Annotated in this window: 10 protein-coding genes and 7 tRNA genes; 1 reads left to right on the forward strand and 16 read right to left on the reverse strand. The window is 45.5% G+C overall.

What is annotated here, in order from left to right:
* Positions 1 to 80: 80 nt before the first annotated feature.
* Positions 81 to 5156, reverse strand: coding sequence for an InlB B-repeat-containing protein (locus tag T359_RS0112925; protein WP_026517850.1), 5076 nt, complete (start codon positions 5154 to 5156; stop codon positions 81 to 83).
* 191 nt (positions 5157 to 5347) lie between these two features.
* Between T359_RS0112925 and T359_RS20335 the strand changes: the two genes are divergently transcribed.
* Positions 5348 to 8101: a transglycosylase domain-containing protein gene (locus T359_RS20335; RefSeq protein ID WP_051545381.1), complete on the forward strand. Its 2754-nt coding sequence runs from the start codon at positions 5348 to 5350 to the stop codon at positions 8099 to 8101.
* A 76-nt stretch (positions 8102 to 8177) separates the two neighbouring features.
* On the opposite strand, the gene T359_RS0112935 is transcribed toward T359_RS20335, so the two are convergent.
* The 15 genes from T359_RS0112935 to T359_RS0113005 all read right to left on the reverse strand — a co-directional run bounded on the left by T359_RS0112935 (position 8178) and on the right by T359_RS0113005 (position 20089).
* Positions 8178 to 9554: an MATE family efflux transporter gene (locus tag T359_RS0112935; protein ID WP_026517851.1), complete on the reverse strand. Its 1377-nt coding sequence runs from the start codon at positions 9552 to 9554 to the stop codon at positions 8178 to 8180.
* Positions 9555 to 9578: 24 nt separating this feature from the next.
* Positions 9579 to 9980, reverse strand: a complete 402-nt coding sequence (locus T359_RS0112940) for a hypothetical protein (RefSeq protein ID WP_026517852.1) — start codon at positions 9978 to 9980, stop codon at positions 9579 to 9581.
* Positions 9981 to 10176: 196 nt separating this feature from the next.
* Positions 10177 to 10256, reverse strand: a tRNA-Leu gene (locus T359_RS0112945).
* A 69-nt stretch (positions 10257 to 10325) separates the two neighbouring features.
* Positions 10326 to 10808, reverse strand: coding sequence for a hypothetical protein (locus T359_RS0112950; protein WP_155840122.1), 483 nt, complete (start codon positions 10806 to 10808; stop codon positions 10326 to 10328).
* 34 nt (positions 10809 to 10842) lie between these two features.
* A complete protein-coding gene (locus T359_RS0112955) occupies positions 10843 to 15741 on the reverse strand; it encodes a DUF6531 domain-containing protein (RefSeq protein WP_026517854.1) in 4899 nt (1632 codons plus the stop codon).
* A gap of 148 nt (positions 15742 to 15889) precedes the next feature.
* A tRNA-Lys gene (locus tag T359_RS0112960) sits at positions 15890 to 15962 on the reverse strand.
* Positions 15963 to 16011: 49 nt separating this feature from the next.
* A tRNA-Gln gene (locus tag T359_RS0112965) sits at positions 16012 to 16083 on the reverse strand.
* Positions 16084 to 16141: 58 nt separating this feature from the next.
* Positions 16142 to 16215 (reverse strand) — tRNA-His (locus tag T359_RS0112970).
* Between the two features lie 85 nt (positions 16216 to 16300).
* Positions 16301 to 16374, reverse strand: a tRNA-Arg gene (locus tag T359_RS0112975).
* A 134-nt stretch (positions 16375 to 16508) separates the two neighbouring features.
* Positions 16509 to 16579, reverse strand: a tRNA-Gly gene (locus T359_RS0112980).
* A 22-nt stretch (positions 16580 to 16601) separates the two neighbouring features.
* Positions 16602 to 16676 (reverse strand) — tRNA-Pro (locus T359_RS0112985).
* A gap of 98 nt (positions 16677 to 16774) precedes the next feature.
* Complete coding sequence (locus T359_RS0112990; RefSeq protein ID WP_026517855.1) at positions 16775 to 17257, reverse strand: YfcE family phosphodiesterase; 483 nt, start codon at positions 17255 to 17257, stop codon at positions 16775 to 16777.
* Positions 17257 to 17877: an RdgB/HAM1 family non-canonical purine NTP pyrophosphatase gene (gene rdgB / locus T359_RS0112995; RefSeq protein ID WP_026517856.1), complete on the reverse strand. Its 621-nt coding sequence runs from the start codon at positions 17875 to 17877 to the stop codon at positions 17257 to 17259. The genes T359_RS0112990 and rdgB overlap by 1 nt, the downstream gene beginning before the upstream one ends.
* Complete coding sequence (locus T359_RS0113000) at positions 17874 to 18923, reverse strand: N-acetylmuramoyl-L-alanine amidase family protein (RefSeq protein ID WP_026517857.1); 1050 nt, start codon at positions 18921 to 18923, stop codon at positions 17874 to 17876. The genes rdgB and T359_RS0113000 overlap by 4 nt, the downstream gene beginning before the upstream one ends.
* Entirely contained in the window at positions 18923 to 20089 is a 1167-nt protein-coding gene (locus T359_RS0113005; protein WP_026517858.1) for a THUMP domain-containing class I SAM-dependent RNA methyltransferase, read from the reverse strand. The genes T359_RS0113000 and T359_RS0113005 overlap by 1 nt, the downstream gene beginning before the upstream one ends.
* Between the last annotated feature and the right edge of the window lie 45 nt (positions 20090 to 20134).

The following is a 20134-nucleotide window of genomic DNA, read 5'->3' on the forward strand; positions in this document are numbered from 1 at the left end:
TCACATAATATTGTCGCAATAATACATAGCAAAACCTCACATGGATAGCCATATCCATGTGAGGTTTGTATTATTTGGGGTTACTTTTTAGCTGCCTTTTTTGCTGAGACTTTGATGGTCAGATTCTTGGTCACGCCGCCGGGATAGGTCACCTTGACCTTAACTGAGCCGCTCTTTGCTGAGAGCCCTGTTATATCTATCCGGGTCTGGTCGGTGGCGTTTACTGAGGCGGTTACATTCTTGGCTGAGAGGATCTCAACACCGCCCTCTGCGGGCTCAAGCTTTCTGACAGCACCGGAGGCATCCTTGTAGGTACTGAGGATATTGGCGGTTCCTATCACCTTGCTGCCGGGTTCCTTGGTACCCATGGGAACCACAACTGCCGCTGCTCTAAGTGTAGGGGTGGTCTTCTTTGCCTTTACACTCTTAAGGCCAACCTCTATGGTGCTGGAAACTCCCTCAAGTCTCAGAGCCAGCTTCATATTGCCGATCTTGAGCTTCTTGGCATCATAGTCAGTTCCGGTATAGTCGATAACAATATTTCCTGCTTCATTAACCGAAGCTTCAAAGCCCATATTGGCAGGCTCAGCAACATATACTTCCTTGATGTTTCCTGTTATATCCTTGAATGTAGGAACAACAACCATGCTCTCACCGGTTACAACATCAAGTTTGTTCAGGACTTTCAAAGTAACTGCCTTGTCCAGAGCCTTGGTGCTTACCTTTATCTTCACGTCAGTCTTGGCAGTTCCTGCGGAAAGGGTAACAGTATAGGTTCCGGCCTTTAAGTTATTGTAAGAAGGATATGCGATAACAAGCTTTCCTTCATCATTTATCTTTGCAAGGCCGGTTTCCTTTTTATCGGTTACAGTCACCGTATCAGGGGTGACAGCCTGGCCGTCAAGGGTCACATCAAAGGCAAAGCTCTGGCCCATAGCATTACTGTTTACAAGTACTGTGCTGTTGCCCTTAAGGTCTACATCCAGTGACCTGGGCTTTGACTTTACCACCTTTACACCGAAGGAAAGCTTAACAGGATTAGTACTGTCCCATCCATCCTTTGCAACAACAATATTTGCCTTAAATGCTTTGGAAGCATTAAATACTATCCTTCCGTCCGCAGCAACTCCTATTCCTTCTATTCCGGAGACCGTAACGCCTGTCATATCATAAGGCTTGTAGTCTCCGCTTGGAGCCTTGTAAAGAAGAGTTGTATAAACCGTTGTTGTAACTCCGGCCTTAATGGTTGCACTTGCAGGCTCAAGCTTGAAGGAAGGCTTCACATAGCATACAGGAAGCGCATATTGAACAATTCCGCCCTCTCCAAGATCAAATTCAAGAACAGAATTGGCGGCAGCTGCTGCCTTTTTGCGGTCACCCTTAACTGTAACGGTAATGGTATCGCCGTTTAGCCTTGCATCATAAAAGGCCTTGGACTTTGTATTTGTATTTTCCACAGCTCCGGCTGCGCTTATTCCGTCAATTCTGTAGGAGTGAACCGAGTCATCCTCAAAGAGATTCCAGCAGCTTGTCGCATCAGTCTTTGGACCGACCTTGAGATTCTTTGCAATTACACCGTCACCGTCCACAATAGTGTATGAATCATTGCCTGCTATTGCAACCAGTTCCGGATATCCTTCTATAGGGTCATAAATCTGGAGATTATCATGAATCTTAAGGGCTCCGTATTTATCTATTGAAAGTGCTGCTGATTCGCTGGTAATATCCAGTGCTCCGTCACTCATATCAAATCTTGAGCCGCTCCAGGATGATCCTCCCGAAACAATTCCGTATCCGGCACTGTTTATCTTTGTTCTTCCGCCGGTGATCCTTAAGCCCTTGGCAACAAAGCCAAAGATTCCTATTGTGAGATCTGACTTCTCCGTTACGGTACAATCAATATTTCCGCCGGCAATCTCAATATCAGCTTTTAGTCCCATAGACACAATTGCCATGTTGGCAGCTTTTATTGTAAGATCCGCATCCAAGATTAAAAGAGAATCTCCAGTAACTGCTATACCAACAGGAATACTGTCTGATGTAAGGGTTCCTTTTCCTTTAACAGTAAGGCTCTGCAAGGTGACAAGCATAGGATCCATGCCCATGCCGGAAGCACTGCCTGATGTGGTTGTTATCACCGCATCATTTAAAGTAAGAGTCTTTGTGGCATCATCATAAACCACCTTGCCGTCTCCATAGACATCTGCAGCATTGATGGCCGTAACACGTTTATCTCCTACCCAGATATCGTAGAGATCATACTCATCCCACATAGCCTTGAGAGTCATATTTTTTGTGACAGGCTTAGTGAAATCAAAAAGGGTATCTTCGTCATACCATCCAAGGAATGTATATCCCTCACTCTCAGGGTCTTCGGGCTTTTCTGCAAGTCCGCCCTTTTCAACTGTCTGAGGAGCAGGCGCGGTACCTGTCACTCCGTTAAGGTCAAATTTTACCTCATAGGCTGTACTTCCTATAAGGACCTCATGAACCATGGCAGTGCTGTCCTTGGACTCATAAACTGCATTGTAAGGTATAGAAGCAGTTTCTTTTATAGCTGCACCTTCAGGAGAAAGAATCTTAACATTTGCTCCCAAGGTGACATCACCGTAAACGCAGAGAGGAAGGCCCCTTGTCCAGGTGGTCTTGATATCTACGACTCCGCCTTCTATATACAGAGATGTACTTGCTGTGAAAATGCCGGATTTGTTGACCAGCATGGTGACATTTCCGTCGATAGTAAGGGTATTCTTGTTGTCCCCCAGAGACTCACAGCGTATTCCGCTTTCTGTTTCGCTGTTGTCTATCTTCACATCCCCTCGGATCGTTAAGGGAATATTCTTGGAATAAATGGCTGCTGTCTTGCCGCTTTCGTATTCGTAGCTCTTTTTTACTGTTGCATCGTAAAAAGTAAGAACAGCTTTATCAGGATCATAAACCGCATATCCGCTGTCGCATTTGATCTTCTCTTGATTTTCTACAGTAACCTGGTTTTCACCAACCCAAAGGTTGTAACTGTCATTTCCGGTCTTTCCGATATAGGCGGTCTTTGCAGGGGTCTTGCCATCACTCTCATAGAGAATTCGGGTAGAATTCTTCTCATAAATGTGTGCATTTTTTGGGAAATACACTTCCATGCCGTCAGCAAAGGTGATCAGTCCGCCTCCCTGTGCTTCCAACGCCTTATCTTTGGCATCATTGATAATCACAGAACCGCCGGCGAAATGAATACCCATCTGAGTGGATAAAATAGCAATTCTGCTTCCGGTGATATTCACATTACCGTCGATGGTAACGGCCATTTCCGTAGCGTCAGAAATATCTGCCTTTTCAGCGCAGATGGCAAAATCAGCAGCAGTTGCCGCAATGCTTACATCTCCCTTGATCTTAAGCGGAATGCCCTGCACCAGGATTGCAGCGGTCTTATCTGCTTTTGTTTTATAGGTCTTAGTTATTGTTGCATCTTTAAAGGTGAGGGTATTCGTCGTTGGGTCAAAGCTTGCTTTTCCCGAAGCTACTGGAATGTCAGACTTGTTATCTTCCGTTACCCGGACGCCTCCAACCCAGAGCTTATACTGTTCCTGCTTTTTCCAGGAAGCCACCAGTGTAAAGTCCTTTGTTACAGGAGATGAGAAATCAAAAAGAGTGCTTCCATCGTACCAGCCCTGGAATTCATAGCCTTCAGCCTCAGGATCCTCAGGCTTTACAGCGCGCTTTCCCTTTACAACTGTCTGGGCTGCAGGAGCAGTTCCCGGCTTTCCGCCCAGATCAAATCTTACAGTGCAGACAGGACGCTCTACATCAGATGCTTCGATTTCTCTTGGCTTTGAACAATAATCCGTTCCGTCCTCTCCCTGACATTTTTCGCACATCAGGTAAACTCTGTAGTCCTCGCCCCAGCCTGCAGGATCAAGATTTTCCGGAAGTGTGAACTTGGCAGTTCCGGTGGCTGTATAGTTATAGGGGTTCTTGATTGGTTCATAGTACAAAACAGCAGGATTAAGCTCATGGGAATATGGAAATTCACCGGACAGGATCATAACTGAAATAACATTGTTATCGGTGGGGCCTTCTACCTTATAGGGAATGGTCACCTCACGGTCCTTGATCTTAACCTTCTCGCCCTCCTGAATCCTTACTATTCTGTTGAGCTGTTTTAAAGTCAGCTTGTAGGTACCATCATAAACTTCCGTGTAAAACAGAATGTCAGCAGGATCAAGATTGCAAGCGGGGCTGATTCCCTTCACTTCAGATTTCTTTGCGTCATCTGCATAGGTATCTTTTGCATTCCTCTCAGCTCGCTTTATATACCATCCATTGTTGTCTGAAGCAGAATATGACCTTAACCACCAATCACCTTCATTACCATTCAGGTCCTTCTTAATCTTGGATTTTCCAGTTCCACTGGATCCATAGCCATAGGATAATCGGAATGCTTCCTCATAATCCAATGCAAAAAACTTCTCACCGGTCAGTGGTTCAAACTCACTTGAGTGAAAACTGTATTCAGATCTCTTGTATCTTGTGCTGTTTGCCACAATACTAAGCTCCTTTTCAGAAAAAGAGTCAGTAAAATAGCCGTTCATGATTTTTTTGATATTACTGTCTTTCCATCTGGCACCGGCTTCGTCATAACAGCTCTTTTCAAGGATATAGTCACAGTCAAGAAGAATGGTTTTCTTACCATCTTCAGCACTGTATTCTGTGGTTTCCTTATCAAGGACTCTCCATGTAAGTGGTTTCCCTTTATAGCTTCCGAAATATACATGGTCCCATGTGAAGTAGTTAGTCCACGTGAGCTCATTGGTGGCAGGGTCCCTCATTTTATCCCTTGTTAAATAAGTATTTTTTGCGGACTTCCAGAAAAATGTATGATCGCAAAACTCGGAATCATCCTCCTGTATGTCAATATCATCCTGAGGTGAAACCTCCTCTATATCCGGGGCAGCTTCTTCCTCCGTATCTTCCTCAATTAAAATCTCATCTTCAATATCCGGAGCTTCCTCCGGGGCATACTCCTCCACAAGCTCAATTTCAGCTTCCTCCTCAGAGGCGGCATTGGCTGTAGTCCCCAGGGTCCCCAGACAGGACGCTGTAAGTATCGGCATCAGCGCTATGGCCAAGGCCTTTCTCCACATTATCTTTTTTCCCATCATACTTTTTCTCCTTTTTCAGCAAAAGAACATAAACGTATATGCGTGCTACAATATACATTTTAGCGTACTAATAGTCATTTTTCAACGCAGCATTTGGCCTCAAACCCACGTCCCATGCGGAAAACTTTATAATTCCGGCAAGACGTGGTATAATTGATAAGTTAAAATGGAGTAAAAGCGAGGTTTTATATATGAATTATGGAAAAAGAGGTATCGTCAGGCAGGCGCGAGCCCTTAACAGCGGTACCGATAAATGGGGAAAAAAGTTCAGCCTCTTTGGATTTTACCTGATCCTTGCGTCGATAATCGGTCTTGTAATCATCGGTTCCAGCGCAGGCATTGGCGTATTCAAGGGCATCATTGATACAGCCCCTGACATCAGTAATATAAATGTAACTCCCACAGGATTTTCGACCTTTGTCTATGACACCGACGGCAATCAGATTGCCAAGCTGGTATCAACAGACTCCAACCGTATTCCTGTTACCAAGGATATGATTCCCGAGAACCTGGCCCACGCCTTTGTTGCCATAGAGGACGAGCGTTTCTATGAGCACAACGGTATCGACATTCAGGGTATCATCCGTGCAGGTTTTGTAGGTCTTTCCTCCGGTGAGTTTTCACAGGGTGCCAGTACCATTACCCAGCAGCTTCTTAAGAACAACGTCTTTTCCGGATGGACCAACGAAAGTAAGCTCCAGAGTGTAAAGCGTAAGATTCAGGAGCAGTACCTGGCTATCCAGCTTGAGAAGAACATGAGCAAGGAGGACATCCTCCTTAACTATATGAACACCATCAACCTGGGTTCCAATACCCTGGGTGTTCAGGCGGCATCCCTTCGTTACTTTAACAAGTCCTGCAGTGACCTGTCCTTATCGGAATGTGCGGTAATCGCAGCCATCACTCAGAACCCCAGCCGTTTTAATCCAATCACTCATCCGGATAAAAACCTTACCAGAAGAAACAAGGTTCTGGACAACATGCTCAAGCACAAATACATCACTCAGCTGGAGTATGACAAGGCCATAAATGATGATGTTTACTCAAGGATCCAGAATGTAAACCAGGAGACCGGCGGTGACAACACCATCAACTCCTACTTCGTGGATGCCCTTACCAATGATGTTCTTGATGATCTTCTGGCTGCAGGCTACAACGAGACCCAGGCCTACACACTGCTTTACAGCGGCGGTCTTAAGATCTACTCAACACAGAACCCCAGAATCCAGAAGATCTGTGATGATGTTTTCCAGAACGAGGAAAATTATCCCGCAGGCACCAAGTACCTTCTTAACTACGAACTCTCTGTACAGGCTGCGGACGGAACCGTTACAAACCACAGCTCAGAGATGTTTACAGCATATTTCAAGCAGAGCCAGAAGAGCTTCAACATGATCTTCGACTCCCACGATGCCGCCAATGAAGCCATCGAGGAATACAAGGCAGTTGTAATGAAAGAAGGGGATACAGTTCTCGGCGAGAACATTTATCTTGTTCCCCAGCCTCAGGTTTCCATCACCGTTGAGGAACAGTCCACCGGCTATATCGTAGCCATGGTGGGAGGAAGAGGCGCCAAGACAGCTTCAAGAACTCTGAACAGAGCGACAGACTCCTACAGACAGCCGGGTTCAACCTTTAAGGTTCTTTCAACCTATGCTCCCGGTATCGACAGCGCAGGCCTTACACTGGCAACAGTATTTAACGATGCACCTTTCGCTTACTCTGACGGAACCCTGGTTAGAAACTGGTGGGGCTCCGAGTACAGAGGACTTAACAATGTAAGAACAGCCATCAGGGATTCCATGAACGTCATTGCCGTTGAGGCCCTGACCCTTATCAATCCTCAGCTTGGCTTTGACTACCTCAAGAACTTTGGATTTACTACCCTTGTAGAAAACGAAGTCATCAACGGCAAGGTTTTCTCAGATGTCCAGCAGTCAACCGCTCTGGGCGGACTTACCAAGGGTGTTAAGAACTACGAGCTTAACGCAGCTTATGCATCCATTGCCAACGGCGGTGTTTACATCAAGCCCAAGCTCTACACCAAGATCGTGGACCACGACGGAAATGTTATCATTGATAACACCCAGTCCGAGACCAAGCGAGTTCTTAAGGAAACCACTGCATTCCTTCTTACCAGCGCCATGCAGGATGTTGTAACAGGAGGAACTGGCGGATCTGTTAACTTCGGAACCACAGCCATCGCAGGTAAGACAGGTACCACCTCAGACTACGTGGATGTTTGGTTTGCAGGCTACACCAACTACTACACTGCCACCACCTGGGCAGGCTATGATAACAACGTAAACATGAAGGACAATGCTGAGAAGAACCTTGCCAAGACCCTTTGGAGAAAGGTTATGTCTCAGGTTCACGAGGATCTGCCCTATTCATCCTTCACAATGCCAAGCGGCATTGTAAGTGCAACAGTTTGTTCAAGATCAGGAAAGCAGCCTATTGCAGGCCTTTGCGACGGAACTCTGTATTCGGAATACTTTGAAGAGGGAACAGTTCCTTCCGAGAGTTGTAATGTTCACTACGCCGGAAATATGTGCGCTATTGACGGTCTTCCGGCCACAGAGAACTGTCCTTGCAAGACCACAGGTGTATTTGAGCTCACCCCGGAGGTTCCGGCAGCTCTCCAGTCCGGATTTGTAAACTACACACCTACCAATTCGGCCTACACCACTGTCACAGACGAAAACGGCAATGTGACAACAGTGCTCAACACTTGTCACCACACAGCTGAATTCATGGCTCAGCCCGGAATTGAAGGCATAATCGCTGCCGAGCAGGCAGCCAAGGCAGCGGAAGCTGCCGCAGCCGCTGCAGCCGCAGCGCCTGCCGGAGAAGCAGCTCCTGCTCCGGCGCCGGAGACACCTCCTGCGGAGCCCCAGCCGGCGCAGCCCGAGCAGCCCGCTCCGGCACCGGCACCCGGAGGCTGATGAGGCCCAATATTTTAAGACATAATTTAAGGGATGTATCAAAATCTGATACATCCCTTTTTTGTCAGTAAAAATGCTAAATCTTATGTTTTCGCGTATAGAAAAAATAGTATATCAGGAACAAAACCGACGTCGTTGCCCAGGTGATAGGATAGCTGGCTTCCACGGTCTCGATGGTACGGTGCAAAGGAAAAACAATCAGTATCCAGGATACTCGAAGCACACAGATACCGCTCAAAGTGATAAGCATTGGTACCAGTGCTGTGCCTACGCCCCTTAAGGTTCCCGAGAATATTTCCACACAGATATAGGTTATATAGAAGGGAGCCAGGAACCTGATCATCTGGTCTCCTATTCTTATTACTTCCTGATTATCAACAAAGATATAAAGGAATGCCTTTCCATAGAAATACAAAATAATGCTCAGAGGTATCGTTATGAAAAGAGCAATGGCAAAGGCTGTTCTTGTGCTCTTATGGACTCTGTCATATTTGCCGGCGCCGTAGTTCTGTCCCACAAAGGTTGTCACCGAAGTACTGAGACTGCTCATGGTCATCCAGAACAGCACATCTATCTTTCCGTAGGCCGCCCAGGCTGCTATGGCATCCTTTCCAAACTCATTTATTGATGACTGGATAAGGATATTGGAAAGGGTGTACATGGTGGTCTGAATTCCGGCAGGAAGGCCGATACTGATGATCCTAAGGAGCATGGAAACATCAAAGCGGATCTGCCCGGGATAAAGCTTATAACAGTCCGTGGCTCTCATAAGCATCACGATCACAATGGCAGCGCTTATGGCCTGACACAAAACCGTGGCCAGGGCTACACCTATAACACCCTGAGTTATTCCCATTTTTCCCATGCCAAGGACAATAACAAAAAACAGGTCAAGGATAATATTGGCAAAGCAGCTGATAACCAGCACATAAAGAGGCCTTTTGGAGTCTCCCACGGCCCTCAGGATGCCCGCCCCCATATTGTAGATAAGATTGGGGATCATGCCTGCAAAAAATATTTTCAGATAGATTGCGGAGGCCTCGGATATCTCCGGCGGGGTTTTCATCATCTCGATGGTCCAGGAGGAAACAGCTATGCCTATGACGGTAATAAGGGCACCTCCCACAATAGCCATGGCTATGGCTGTGTGCACTGCCTTTTTAACCTCCGCCTTGCCTGACGCTCCATAGAACTGGGAAACCACCACCGTTGCTCCGGAGGACAATCCCAGGAAAAATCCCACAAAGAGATTGACCACCATAGCGGCGGATCCGCCCACAGCCGCAAGGGCATCGCTGCCCACGGCTTTTCCCACAATAACCGCATCCACGGTATTGTAGAACTGCTGAAAGAACGCTCCCAAAAGGAGCGTTCCGAAATATGAGAGCATGCTCTTCCAGATCACGCCCTCTGTTATACTGTTTTCTGCTGACTTATTTTTTGAAATAAACATTTAAATCCTCAAATTCATAAAAAATCATGGAAGAAAACGATCGATCTGATGCAGGAAAAGCTGTGATGCCAACAGCATTACCACAAGAGAAATAACCGTTCTGATCCAGTATTTGGCAGGGCTGTACTTAAAGCTCTTCCAGCACTTTCCGATTCTGACAACAGCCACCAGATAAAAGCATATAAAAGGCAGTGTCACCAGCGCCAGAATCTGATAGGAAAAAAGCATGAAGATAAAAATACCTGCCATGGCTCCAAACCAGAGCTTTTCCAGGGAATCCTTCGGGTGATCCTCGGTCACCTCCAAAGTCCTCTCAGAAATCTCATCAACATCCATGTAGATCTTCTTGAAATTCATGGTAAAGCGGCCTTCATAATCCTTAATGCCCTTTGCCTCGTAATCTACATCATCACCCCAATTACCCATTTCCCTTCTCTCCTTTTACAATGTGGTGCCCGTAATACATACGAGCACCTACCATTATAAAACACAGCTTGAGAGAATGCATCCATCATTTTTAAACCTTGAGATCGTCTATTAGTCCTTGAGTCTTGTTCAAACCCAAGTTTTTGACATGAAAAAAGGTCTATCACATTACATGATAGACCTTGATAGAAACCAATGCGGATAACAGGACTTGAACCTGCACGGTCGCCCACTGGAACCTAAATCCAGCGCGTCTGCCAATTCCGCCATATCCGCACGAGTTTTGTAAACTCAGTACAGAAATAGATTATACTACGACAAAATACATATGTCACGCACTAACTTTTATCCAAACATATAAACAAATGCCCTGCCGGAAGAATCCTTTGTAATAAAGAATCTGCTATTTCTGGTATCAGCCAATATGCCGTTACGGAACACGTTGTACCATGTAACAGTTTCTTCATCCTGAATCTTCCTGGCAACCTCATGGATATGGGCCGCAGGAAGATAGACCTTTCCATTGCCTTCCTCAATTCCCGCATCGCTAAAGCGCTGCTTTGCAGTATCAATACTGTTCTTGTCGATCTCTATGCAAATATATGCATATTCATCTGTCTCGCCCTGGGGCTTTACATAACCCTGCGCAGCTATGCTTATATCTCTGATCCGGATCCCATTAAAGCTCTCAAAATATTCGATCAGTTCTTCACCTTTTGCATCTATTTGAGCTTCCTGCCCCTGTTTATTCATATTCATAACTGCAATTCCTCCCAAAACGATAATAAGTAGCCCCAGGCACACAGCAATCGTTATTCTTTTGTTCACTATATCTCCTTCCAATCAGCCAAATATTATATTATTATGCCGGCTGTGTATCCCAATCCACTTCTCCTCCTGCACTTGGACCACCGCCCGACATCATACACCTATACTTCTTCTCATATTTTTTAAGGGTCTTAAGCACCTCGTCAAACCCCAGTTCCTTCTCGCCAAGCTTGATGACATGGACCTCTCCATCCTCTTCATAATATACAAGCCAGCCATCATTATCTCGCTCTCCGTATCGGCACCAACTGTCAAAAGCTTCATCACCTCTTGACTCGTAAGTACTGTTTGTGTGCCATCCTGTACCATCACTTGCAAGAACTGGAGCACCATTGACTTTTCTGGCAAATTCCGCAGCGACATTCTCCTGCTGATAGTCATTATGTCCCGCATTACAACCGGTCAAAAACAGACTACCAACATCCTTCTCATCAAGTTTAGAAATGTCATTGGTATCAAAATGCCATCCACCTCCATTTCCAATTTGCAATGGGCTAGCATGAGCATTGATAATAACAGCATCTATATCCACATTCTGTCCATTTTCAACTCCCATGTTATTCCAACCATTTTCGAAATCTTCAGGACTATCTACCGGAACGAGATGTACCTCTGATATATCAATACCATATTGCTCTGCAAGCTCCTTCTGCTGGTATTTTGCACGATCTTCACGATCAGGAATATAGAAAATATAACAATCCGTTCCCTCAGGGTCGATCCAGACCACAGGATTTCCGAAGCAGTACTGATACTGATTAAGCCCCGATGGATTCTCGAGTCTTATGAATTCATCCTTATCCCTTGATAAAAATCTTCCAATGGAAGGAGCAAACTCTCTGGTAGTGGTTCTCCAGGTATCTCCGAAGGCTGCAGTCTCAAGTCCTGTGTATCCAAGGCCAAAGGTGCGGTCTAAATTATCCTTTCCGCTAAGCACTTCGCCGTAATGGCTGTACAAAATATCCCCTGTAGCATCGGACCAGTCCTCATTTCCATCAAGGAATCTCTGTACACTTCCTTTTTCATCGCTCATAAAAAGTCCTGCAGTTCCGGCAAAAGAAGTTCCAAGGAGCTTAAAATCTCTGTATAGGCTGCGCCAGCCATTTCCATCGTTATAACCAATAGAAGGCATAGTCTTTTTGCTGTAATCTATCCAGTAATCCCTGAATACGCCCTTATCGTCCTTCTTATTTATCACACCGCCAAAGGAATTGACATTGTATTCTGTTACTCCCTCTTCGTTACAGATCTTTTTAAGGGTGCCGTCGAAATTGTACTCTCTTGTGGTATTATCGGAACCTTTGGTCTGAATCAGGCTGCCCTTCTTGTCATAGCTGTAATCCACATTGTAATCCATCTCCGGGCTATGACTGTTTACAAGTCTGTCAAGAATGTCATACTTATTGATCCTCTCCTTTCCGCCAACATTTGAATATACACAGTTTCCGTATTCGTCGTAGCGATACTCTTCCCAAAGCTTCTCATCACCGCCTTCGGATAAGAATACCTTGGACAAATGTCCCAGAGCATCGTATTCATATCGATATTTTTCCTCTGCCTTTTCTGTTCCCTTGTAGAAAATAACAGACTTAAATATGACATTTCCGATATTGTCGTAGTCATATTTATACTCTGCCAGAGCCTTGTCGCCCTCTTTCTGCTTGAGGCTTACGATATGTCCCTCAGGATTGTAAGTATAGCTCTCAAAAAGCTCTTTCCCTGTAAGGTCCCCTGTTAGCTTTACATTCCTTGAAGCCACATGACCATCCTTATCATAAGTGTAATCTGCCACTAAAGAATCTGCCTCGAGCCTTGCTATGCGGTTTCCGTCGTTGTAGGTATAACGTGCGACCTTACCGTCAGGATATACAATACCAACCTGTCTTCCCACTTCATCATAGCGGTAAGAAACCTTCTGGTCCTCTGCACCTACTGAAAACAGAAGTTTTCCGGCAGGGTCGTATCCAAAGGAAAGCTTTCCCGTCCAATCCTCTACCTCTGACAATCTGTTATGTTCGTCATATTTATAGGTAACCTTAAGGCCTTCGGGATAGCTTACACCCAAAAGGTTAAAGTTCTCATCATAGCTGCGGCTTATCTCATTATTGTTTTCATCTGTCTCGGAAAGCAGTTCTCCTGCAGCGCCATAGTTCCATTCATGCCTGTTGCCCTTGGCGTCGATCCTTGCTGTTATACGTCCAAAGGAGTCCTTCTCCCATTTGGTACATCTGATGGTCTCATTTTCTGAGTTAAGCAGCTCATCAAGATTTGCAAATATCTTATCAGCCTCTTCATCTGACACATTGTTTCTTAATATGGCAGTAAGCTCATCCATCTCATTGTACTTATAGCGGGCTTCCTGTCCTGAAGGATCCTTCATAAATGAAACCTTGCCGGTAGGTGAGTATCTAAAGCTGGTCACACGGCCCAGGGTATTTGTCTCAAAAACCTGACCTCCCTCAAGATACTGCCAGGTTCTGGATCTGTTTTCATCATCGTAGAGCCTTACTACTCTTCCAAGCTCATCATATTCGGTATGAATTCTGTAACCGGCCTGGTTAGTTTTTGAAATCACACGTCCCTCAGGATCATACTCCTTTTCCTCAAAGGTTCCGTCAGGACGATCCACCCTGCGAAGTTTTCCGTCAGGATAATAGTCATATCTGATAACGCCTCCCAAAGCATCAGTTGTGTCTGTAAGCCTTCTTCTGGAATCGTAGTTAAACTTACAGCTGCTTCCGTCAGGCTCCTCCATCATGACCATGCGGCCAGTCTCGTTATAAGCATAAAGAGTTACCAGCTTATCATTAACAACCTTCTTAATAAGACTATCTGCTTCATCATAGGTATACTCGATCTTTCCGTCCGGGCCCTCCTCTTTTACAATGCGGTTGAGAGCATCGAACTCAAAGGTCGTCTTTCGTCCGTTGTCATTTTTGCAGATGGGATTACCAAGGGCATCATAGATAAACAAGCTGTGTTTGTTCTCAGGCCCTATTTCCTCCACCATTCTGTTCATGGCATCGTATCTTTTCTCAATCTGCTTACCATTTGGAAGAACAACTTTTACAAGATTGGATCTGTGATCATATTCATAAGAAGTCTTATTGCCGGCCTTATCAGTATGTGTTGCCACATGTCCAGCAACATCATAGGTATATTCCTCGCTATAACCGTCAAAGTCGGTCACCTTGATCAGCTTGCCATTATCATAGAAAAACCTTCTGAGCTGGCCTTTTGGGTTTTCAATGGTAAGAAATCTGTCAGCAGCATCATAAGTGTATTTTGTGATATTGCCACAGCCGTCTGTCTCTTCGATTTTTCTTCCCACACTGTCATACTTAAAGCTCTTGCAGTTTCCGGATTCATTAACTACCTTGGAAAGTCTTCCCTGGTCATCATAGGAAAAAGAAACCTGCGTCTTGTCAGGGTTGGTCACATTGCAAAGAAAGCCCTCCTGATAGTCATAATTCTTAGTAAAACCAAGAGCATCGGTAATCCCTATAATATTGCCCTCTTCATCATACTCTGTTCTCACAGTTCCTCTGCAGGGCAAAACAGCTTCTATCCTGTTTCCCGCATCATCATAGGAGTAGTGTTTCTCTACGCCAAGAGCATTGATGGCACTTATGGCATTCCCCTGATCATCGTACTCCATTCTTGTCACATTACCGTTTCTATCTGTAACAGTAGTTCTCTGATCATTATTGTTATATTCAAAAAACTCGCATCCCACAGGATATCTGATTGCCGTGATCCTGCCTCTGTCATCATACTCATAGGTAGTCTCTGAATTATCGGGATTGATTATCTTGGAATAGCCTGTGCCATACTCAAACTTAAACACAGCGCCGTCCGGAAGCACCTGATTGACAACCCTGTTTTCATCGTCGTAGGTATTGTCCAGCTTAACGCTTCCGTCAGGAGCGATCACCTTTTTAAGGCGTCCGCTGTCATCGTACTCATAGCCGGTCTTAAGGCCATCCGCTGTCACTACTGCTGTAAGGAAAATAGCATCGTAAACAAAAGAGATCTCTCTTCCTACGCTGTCTTTTATTAAAGAAAGGAGACCATTTTCGTTGTACTCATAGGAAAGAGTATTCCCAAATTTGTCCGCCGCCTGTGATAATCTTCCATTTTCATTGTATGTAAGCTGTATCTCGGTATTTTTATTCGCAAGACGATATCTGACAAGCTGTCCCACCAGGTTGAAGTAACAGTCCTTTTTGCTTCTTGTATGAAGGTGATATTCTCCCTCTGTGAGCTGGATGAAGTCCTTGGAATCAGCAGCGCTGACATATCTTCCATCCTCTGTCTTCTCATATCGAACTCTGGTCTGATTGCCCCATACAACTGTAATCTCGTCCTGTCCGATAAGGAGATTGGCATCATAGCTATGGCTCCAGCCAAGACCCATAGTACCCACATTCAGATACAAGGAGTTGTAATGTCTTGCAAATGTGAGCTTGGTGGCACCATAGAAACGAAGATCTGCTATATCATCAACAAAGTTGCCGCTTGTCATATCAACAGGATCTGCCTCATAAGCTCTGTTTTTACCCTTGCCGCCGCCTCCGAATGTCGCCCCATCATCCGTTAATGCATCAATCTGCTCATGGGTTTTTTTGATGCTTTCTGCGATTTTTTGCGGAAGTCCAATATTACTCAGGATATTCTCTTCCGCTGTGGTATAGCAGCTGATGATTGCAGATAATGCAGCTGCAAACTGTGTACTCTTTTCGGAGTGCTTATCAACTCTCTCAGCCAGAACCATAAGACTTTCAGATATCATTGAAAAAGAACTGGAAAAAGAAGAAATATCATCTGAACATTCACTAACTTCCTTTGCTAATACATTAAGACTCCCTGCAGCCTCTATAAAATCATTTACTCTGCTTTTCATAGAGTCAGGATTTATACTAAAACCACTCATAAATTACCCCCAAAAATATTGTCACGACTATCCTAGCATTGCCTCAGAAGCACGTAAAGTGCCATTTGTCCGATTTCAAGTGTCATTCGTCAGAAAAAACAGCAAAAAAAAATCGCTTAACCTGATGGATAAGCGATTTCTTTTTTAATGAGACACGGGGGAATCGAACCCCCGACAACTTGATTAAAAGTCAAGTGCTCTACCGACTGAGCTAGTATCCCATAAACAATATTATAACACATTTTGCGACGAAATATCCGCCACAGCAAACTGGGCTAGCCGGATTCGAACCGTCGTATGCAGCAGTCAAAGTGCTGTGCCTTACCGCTTGGCGATAGCCCACTATATAACTACTGTAATAAATGGTTGGATAAAAATCAATAGTTTAAAAATAAACCAGGGTGGCTAGAGGGACTCGAACCCTCGGTCTCCAGAACCACAATCTGGCGCGTTAACCAACTACGCTATAGCCACCATATAATGCGGAGCATTATCCTAGATATGAAAAATGGGTTATGCACTATTTGAAATGCCTCATTAAGTGCATCCCCATTTAAAATGTGCCCGAAGGGATTCGAACCCCCGACCCACGGCTTAGAAGGCCGTTGCTCTATCCAGCTGAGCTACGGACACATGATCAAGTGTGAGTAGAATGATGTTAATCGCTCTACTCAGTGGGATTCACACTAGACTCGAAAGGACCTCGTCAAGTGTTCACCCATTGCGCGCACTAGCTTCGAAAAGACCTCAGCAAGTGCTTTGCACAAAGCGGGTGATGGGAATCGAACCCACGTATCCAGCTTGGAAGGCTGGTGTTCTACCATTGAACTACACCCGCGTGTAATTATTACGACTATAAGTCGGGGTGACAGGATTCGAACCTGCGACCCCCTGCTCCCAAAGCAGGTGCTCTAGCCAAGCTGAGCCACACCCCGAAGTCTTTGTGCTAAAGCCTTAAGCCGTAACGCAAGAAATAGTATATAACGAAAATCATAAGATTGTCAACATGTTTTTCAAAAATTTTTCAACGTATTTATAAATACTTAATTTCGTAGGAGACATCACCGTTGTCATCGATAAAAAGCACTAAATAACTAGGTTTGCGGCCTTCCTGTCTGGGATAGGACAGGCTGCCGGGGTTAAAGATATACATGTCTCCAACCTTCTTGGCCACAGGTCTGTGGGTATGTCCGAAGAAAATAATATCTGCTCCTCTGGCAATTCCCTCACAACGAATATTCTCCAGATCCATGGACACCAGGAAGTGATGGCCGTGGGTCAGAAAGCACTTGTGACCGCAGAGCTCAAATTCCAGTTCTCTTTTCAGAGTGGAAAAAAAATCGTTGTTGCCGGACACAAAGTAAACGGGGCAATCGGCAGCTATGGCAAATTTGCCCTCGGTGCCTTCAAAATCTCCGCAATGTATTATTCCCTCAAGATTCTCCTCCAGATCAAGAACCCTTAAAAAATTTTCATCTCTCCCGTGATTATCACTAACTACCAGATACTTATGCATTACTTAAGCTCCTGCCCAAGAATCTTCTCCATGGCTCTCAGAGCCTTACCCCTGTGACTGATGGCATTCTTTTCCTCGGGAGAAATCTCCGCGCTGGTCTTGCCATACTCAGGAAGGAAAAAGATGGGATCGTAGCCAAAGCCGTTGCTTCCTGCGATCTCATAGCCTATTCTGCCTTCCATAGCCTCTCTTACGCAAAAATCCCTGCCGTCGGGAAGAACCGCTGAAATGGCGCATACAAAGCGTGCTGTCCTCTTCTCATCCGGAACCCCTTCAAGTCTTGAGATGATATTGTTGTTCTTCTCTGTATAGGAGGTGTCCTTGCCCATGTATCTGGCGGAATAAACTCCCGGCTCCTTGTTAAGGTAATCCACCTCAAGGCCTGAATCATCAGCCATCACTATGGCCTCTGAAGCCAGCTGGGGATCAGCCTTCAAAAGGGCAGCTGCAACGCCCTTTGCCTTTATCATGGAATTTTCTTCAAAAGTGGTTCCATCCTCCACTATGTCATCGGAAACACCGGCGTCAGCCATGGAAATGATATCCATTCCAAGGCCCCTCAGGATCTCCCTGATTTCCTTCATCTTGTTCTTATTCCCGGTCGCAAAAACTATTTTCATTCTATCTCCTTAAAAGCCTGTATAATTCCTACATAAATACCCTGAGCCGCTTTTTTGGCATAAGCGCTCTGAGGCATATTTGTTTTGTCAATTTCATTGGTAAGAAAGCCCACATTTACCCTGGCAGAGGGAATATCGCAGCCCTGAAGGATCTCATCCTGAGAAGGTATGCATCCCGCAGCGTTGCAGTTCATGGCAGAAACACAGCTCTTTTCCAGAACATCCGCAAACTTCGCATTGCTCATATCCCTTAAAAAGAATCTGTCGTTGTACTCTGTCATGACTCCGAATTCATCACTGTCATTGGAGGCACCCACACCGATCCTTATAAAAAGATCCGCCTTGGTTTCGTCTAAAAATTCCAGCCTTCTCTCGGGAGAGACCTCTTCATCCTCAAGCCTTGTAAAATACAGTTTGGTTCTTACGCCCACGTCCTTCTCCGCCACGTTCTTAAGCTCTTTTGCAACAGAGAGAGCAATGTCCTTCTCACAGACATCATAGGCTGCAGCGCCGCTGTCGGAGCCACCTCCCACAGGGTCCACCACCACTATCCTGTCATACTTTTCTCTTGGCTCAAAAAAAGAAACCTCTATGGTCCCCTGATCTGTCAAAAGACTTTCGTTGGCATAAAGGCCGTCCATTTTAAAATCAAGGCATACATTGCCTGTGCCGTTTTCGCAGATGCATACCGCGCTCTCTATGGTATCGAGGCCGGTAACAACGGGGGTATCCAGATAGAACCCCTCTTCTCTGCTGTTTATGTTGATCAAAAGCTCGTGATCTATATATCTGTCCTCAAGAACAATGTCATCAGAGCTGACACTCTTAGGAAGAGGAATTACAAGTACGTTCTCTTTTCCCTTCTGGACAGCACTGCTTATGGGAAGCCTGAAGGTGTCGGAATCATTTCCTATGTCCACCTGCCCACCGGCAGCATCAGTTATCATGATGTGCTTGGTGGCAGATCTCTGGAGCATCACCGCCAGAGAAAGCACCGTAAAGACCGAGGCCCTGATGACCATTTTCTTCATGTGCCCGTTATCCATCAGTCCGCTTTCCCATCTTCTCTGTTTCTCTTAGGAGGCTTCGGTCCCATGAACTGATAGTAATAGGTCCTAAGCATTCCGTTGTAGATCTTTCTGTTCTTGTCGGCCTTTCTGCCGATGTATTTCTCAGCCTGTTCATATCCGGTGATAAGATACATGGACCAGGAATCCAGTGCCTTGTAGCGCTCTCCTATGGTCTTGTAAAGGGCAGGCAGCTCCTTGGAGTCGCCGATTCTCTCGCCGTAGGGAGGATTGGATATGATAAAGCCATACTTTTTCCTGTGGCTAAGATCCGCTATATCTCTGGCCTGGAAGTGGATCATATGCTCCACGCCAGCCTTTCTGGCATTGATCCTGGCGATCTCTATCATCTCGGGATCGATGTCATAGCCCTGGATATCCGTCTCAATATCAGTATTGATCTCATCTCTGGCCTCATCCCTTACATCCTGCCAGTTCTGAGGTGTAATGATGTGGGTCCAGCTCTCGGCTGTAAAATGTCTGTTCATTCCCGGGGCGATATTGGCCGCCATCATGGCTGCCTCAATGGGGAAGGTTCCGCTTCCGCAAAAAGGGTCCACCAGAATCCTGTCCGCATGCCAGGGTGTAAGCATCAAAAGAGCAGCCGCAAGGTTCTCTGCGATGGGAGCCTTGGACTCAAGTCTGCGATATCCTCTTTTGTGAAGAGAATCTCCTGTGGTATCGAGGGCCACTGTGACCTCATCCTTCATAAGAAAAACTCTCACAGGAAAGTCCTGCCCGTCCTCCTTAAACCAGTCCGTGTGGTAGCTCTGTTTCATCCTTTCTACCATAGCTTTTTTCATAATGGACTGAATGTCTGAGGGGCTGAAGAGTTTGCTCTTAACGCTGGATGCCTTTTTTACCCAGAATCTGCCGTTCTCCGGAATGAATTCCTCCCAGGGCAGAGCCTTGGTTCCCTGAAACAGGTCCTCGAAGGTCTCGGCGTGGAAGCTTCCAACCTTGATAAGTATTCTCTCTGCGGTTCTGAGGCAGATGTTGGCACGACAAACCGCGTCCGCATCACCGGCAAAGGTTATACGTCCGTCGGCGGACTCTGTAATATCGTAGCCCAGGTCAATAATTTCTTTTTTTAATACCGCTTCCAGGCCAAAATGGCAGGGAGCTATCAATTCCATTCTTCTCATAATTAACGATTATAACATAAAAAATCGATGCGGGACTTCTTATTA

This window comes from Butyrivibrio sp. MC2021 (genome assembly GCF_000621605.1).
Lineage (GTDB): Bacteria > Bacillota > Clostridia > Lachnospirales > Lachnospiraceae > Butyrivibrio.

What these genes read in the sequence shown, in the direction of transcription:
- T359_RS0112925 (WP_026517850.1), bottom strand. Translation starts at nt 5,156, where the DNA reads ATGATGGGAAAAAAGATAATGTGGAGAAAGGCCTTGGCCATAGCGCTG.
- T359_RS20335 (WP_051545381.1), top strand. Translation starts at nt 5,348, where the DNA reads ATGAATTATGGAAAAAGAGGTATCGTCAGGCAGGCGCGAGCCCTTAAC.
- T359_RS0112935 (WP_026517851.1), bottom strand. Translation starts at nt 9,554, where the DNA reads ATGTTTATTTCAAAAAATAAGTCAGCAGAAAACAGTATAACAGAGGGC.
- T359_RS0112940 (WP_026517852.1), bottom strand. Translation starts at nt 9,980, where the DNA reads ATGGGTAATTGGGGTGATGATGTAGATTACGAGGCAAAGGGCATTAAG.
- T359_RS0112955 (WP_026517854.1), bottom strand. Translation starts at nt 15,741, where the DNA reads ATGAGTGGTTTTAGTATAAATCCTGACTCTATGAAAAGCAGAGTAAAT.
- T359_RS0112990 (WP_026517855.1), bottom strand. Translation starts at nt 17,257, where the DNA reads ATGCATAAGTATCTGGTAGTTAGTGATAATCACGGGAGAGATGAAAAT.
- rdgB (WP_026517856.1), bottom strand. Translation starts at nt 17,877, where the DNA reads ATGAAAATAGTTTTTGCGACCGGGAATAAGAACAAGATGAAGGAAATC.
- T359_RS0113000 (WP_026517857.1), bottom strand. Translation starts at nt 18,923, where the DNA reads ATGGATAACGGGCACATGAAGAAAATGGTCATCAGGGCCTCGGTCTTT.
- T359_RS0113005 (WP_026517858.1), bottom strand. Translation starts at nt 20,089, where the DNA reads ATGAGAAGAATGGAATTGATAGCTCCCTGCCATTTTGGCCTGGAAGCG.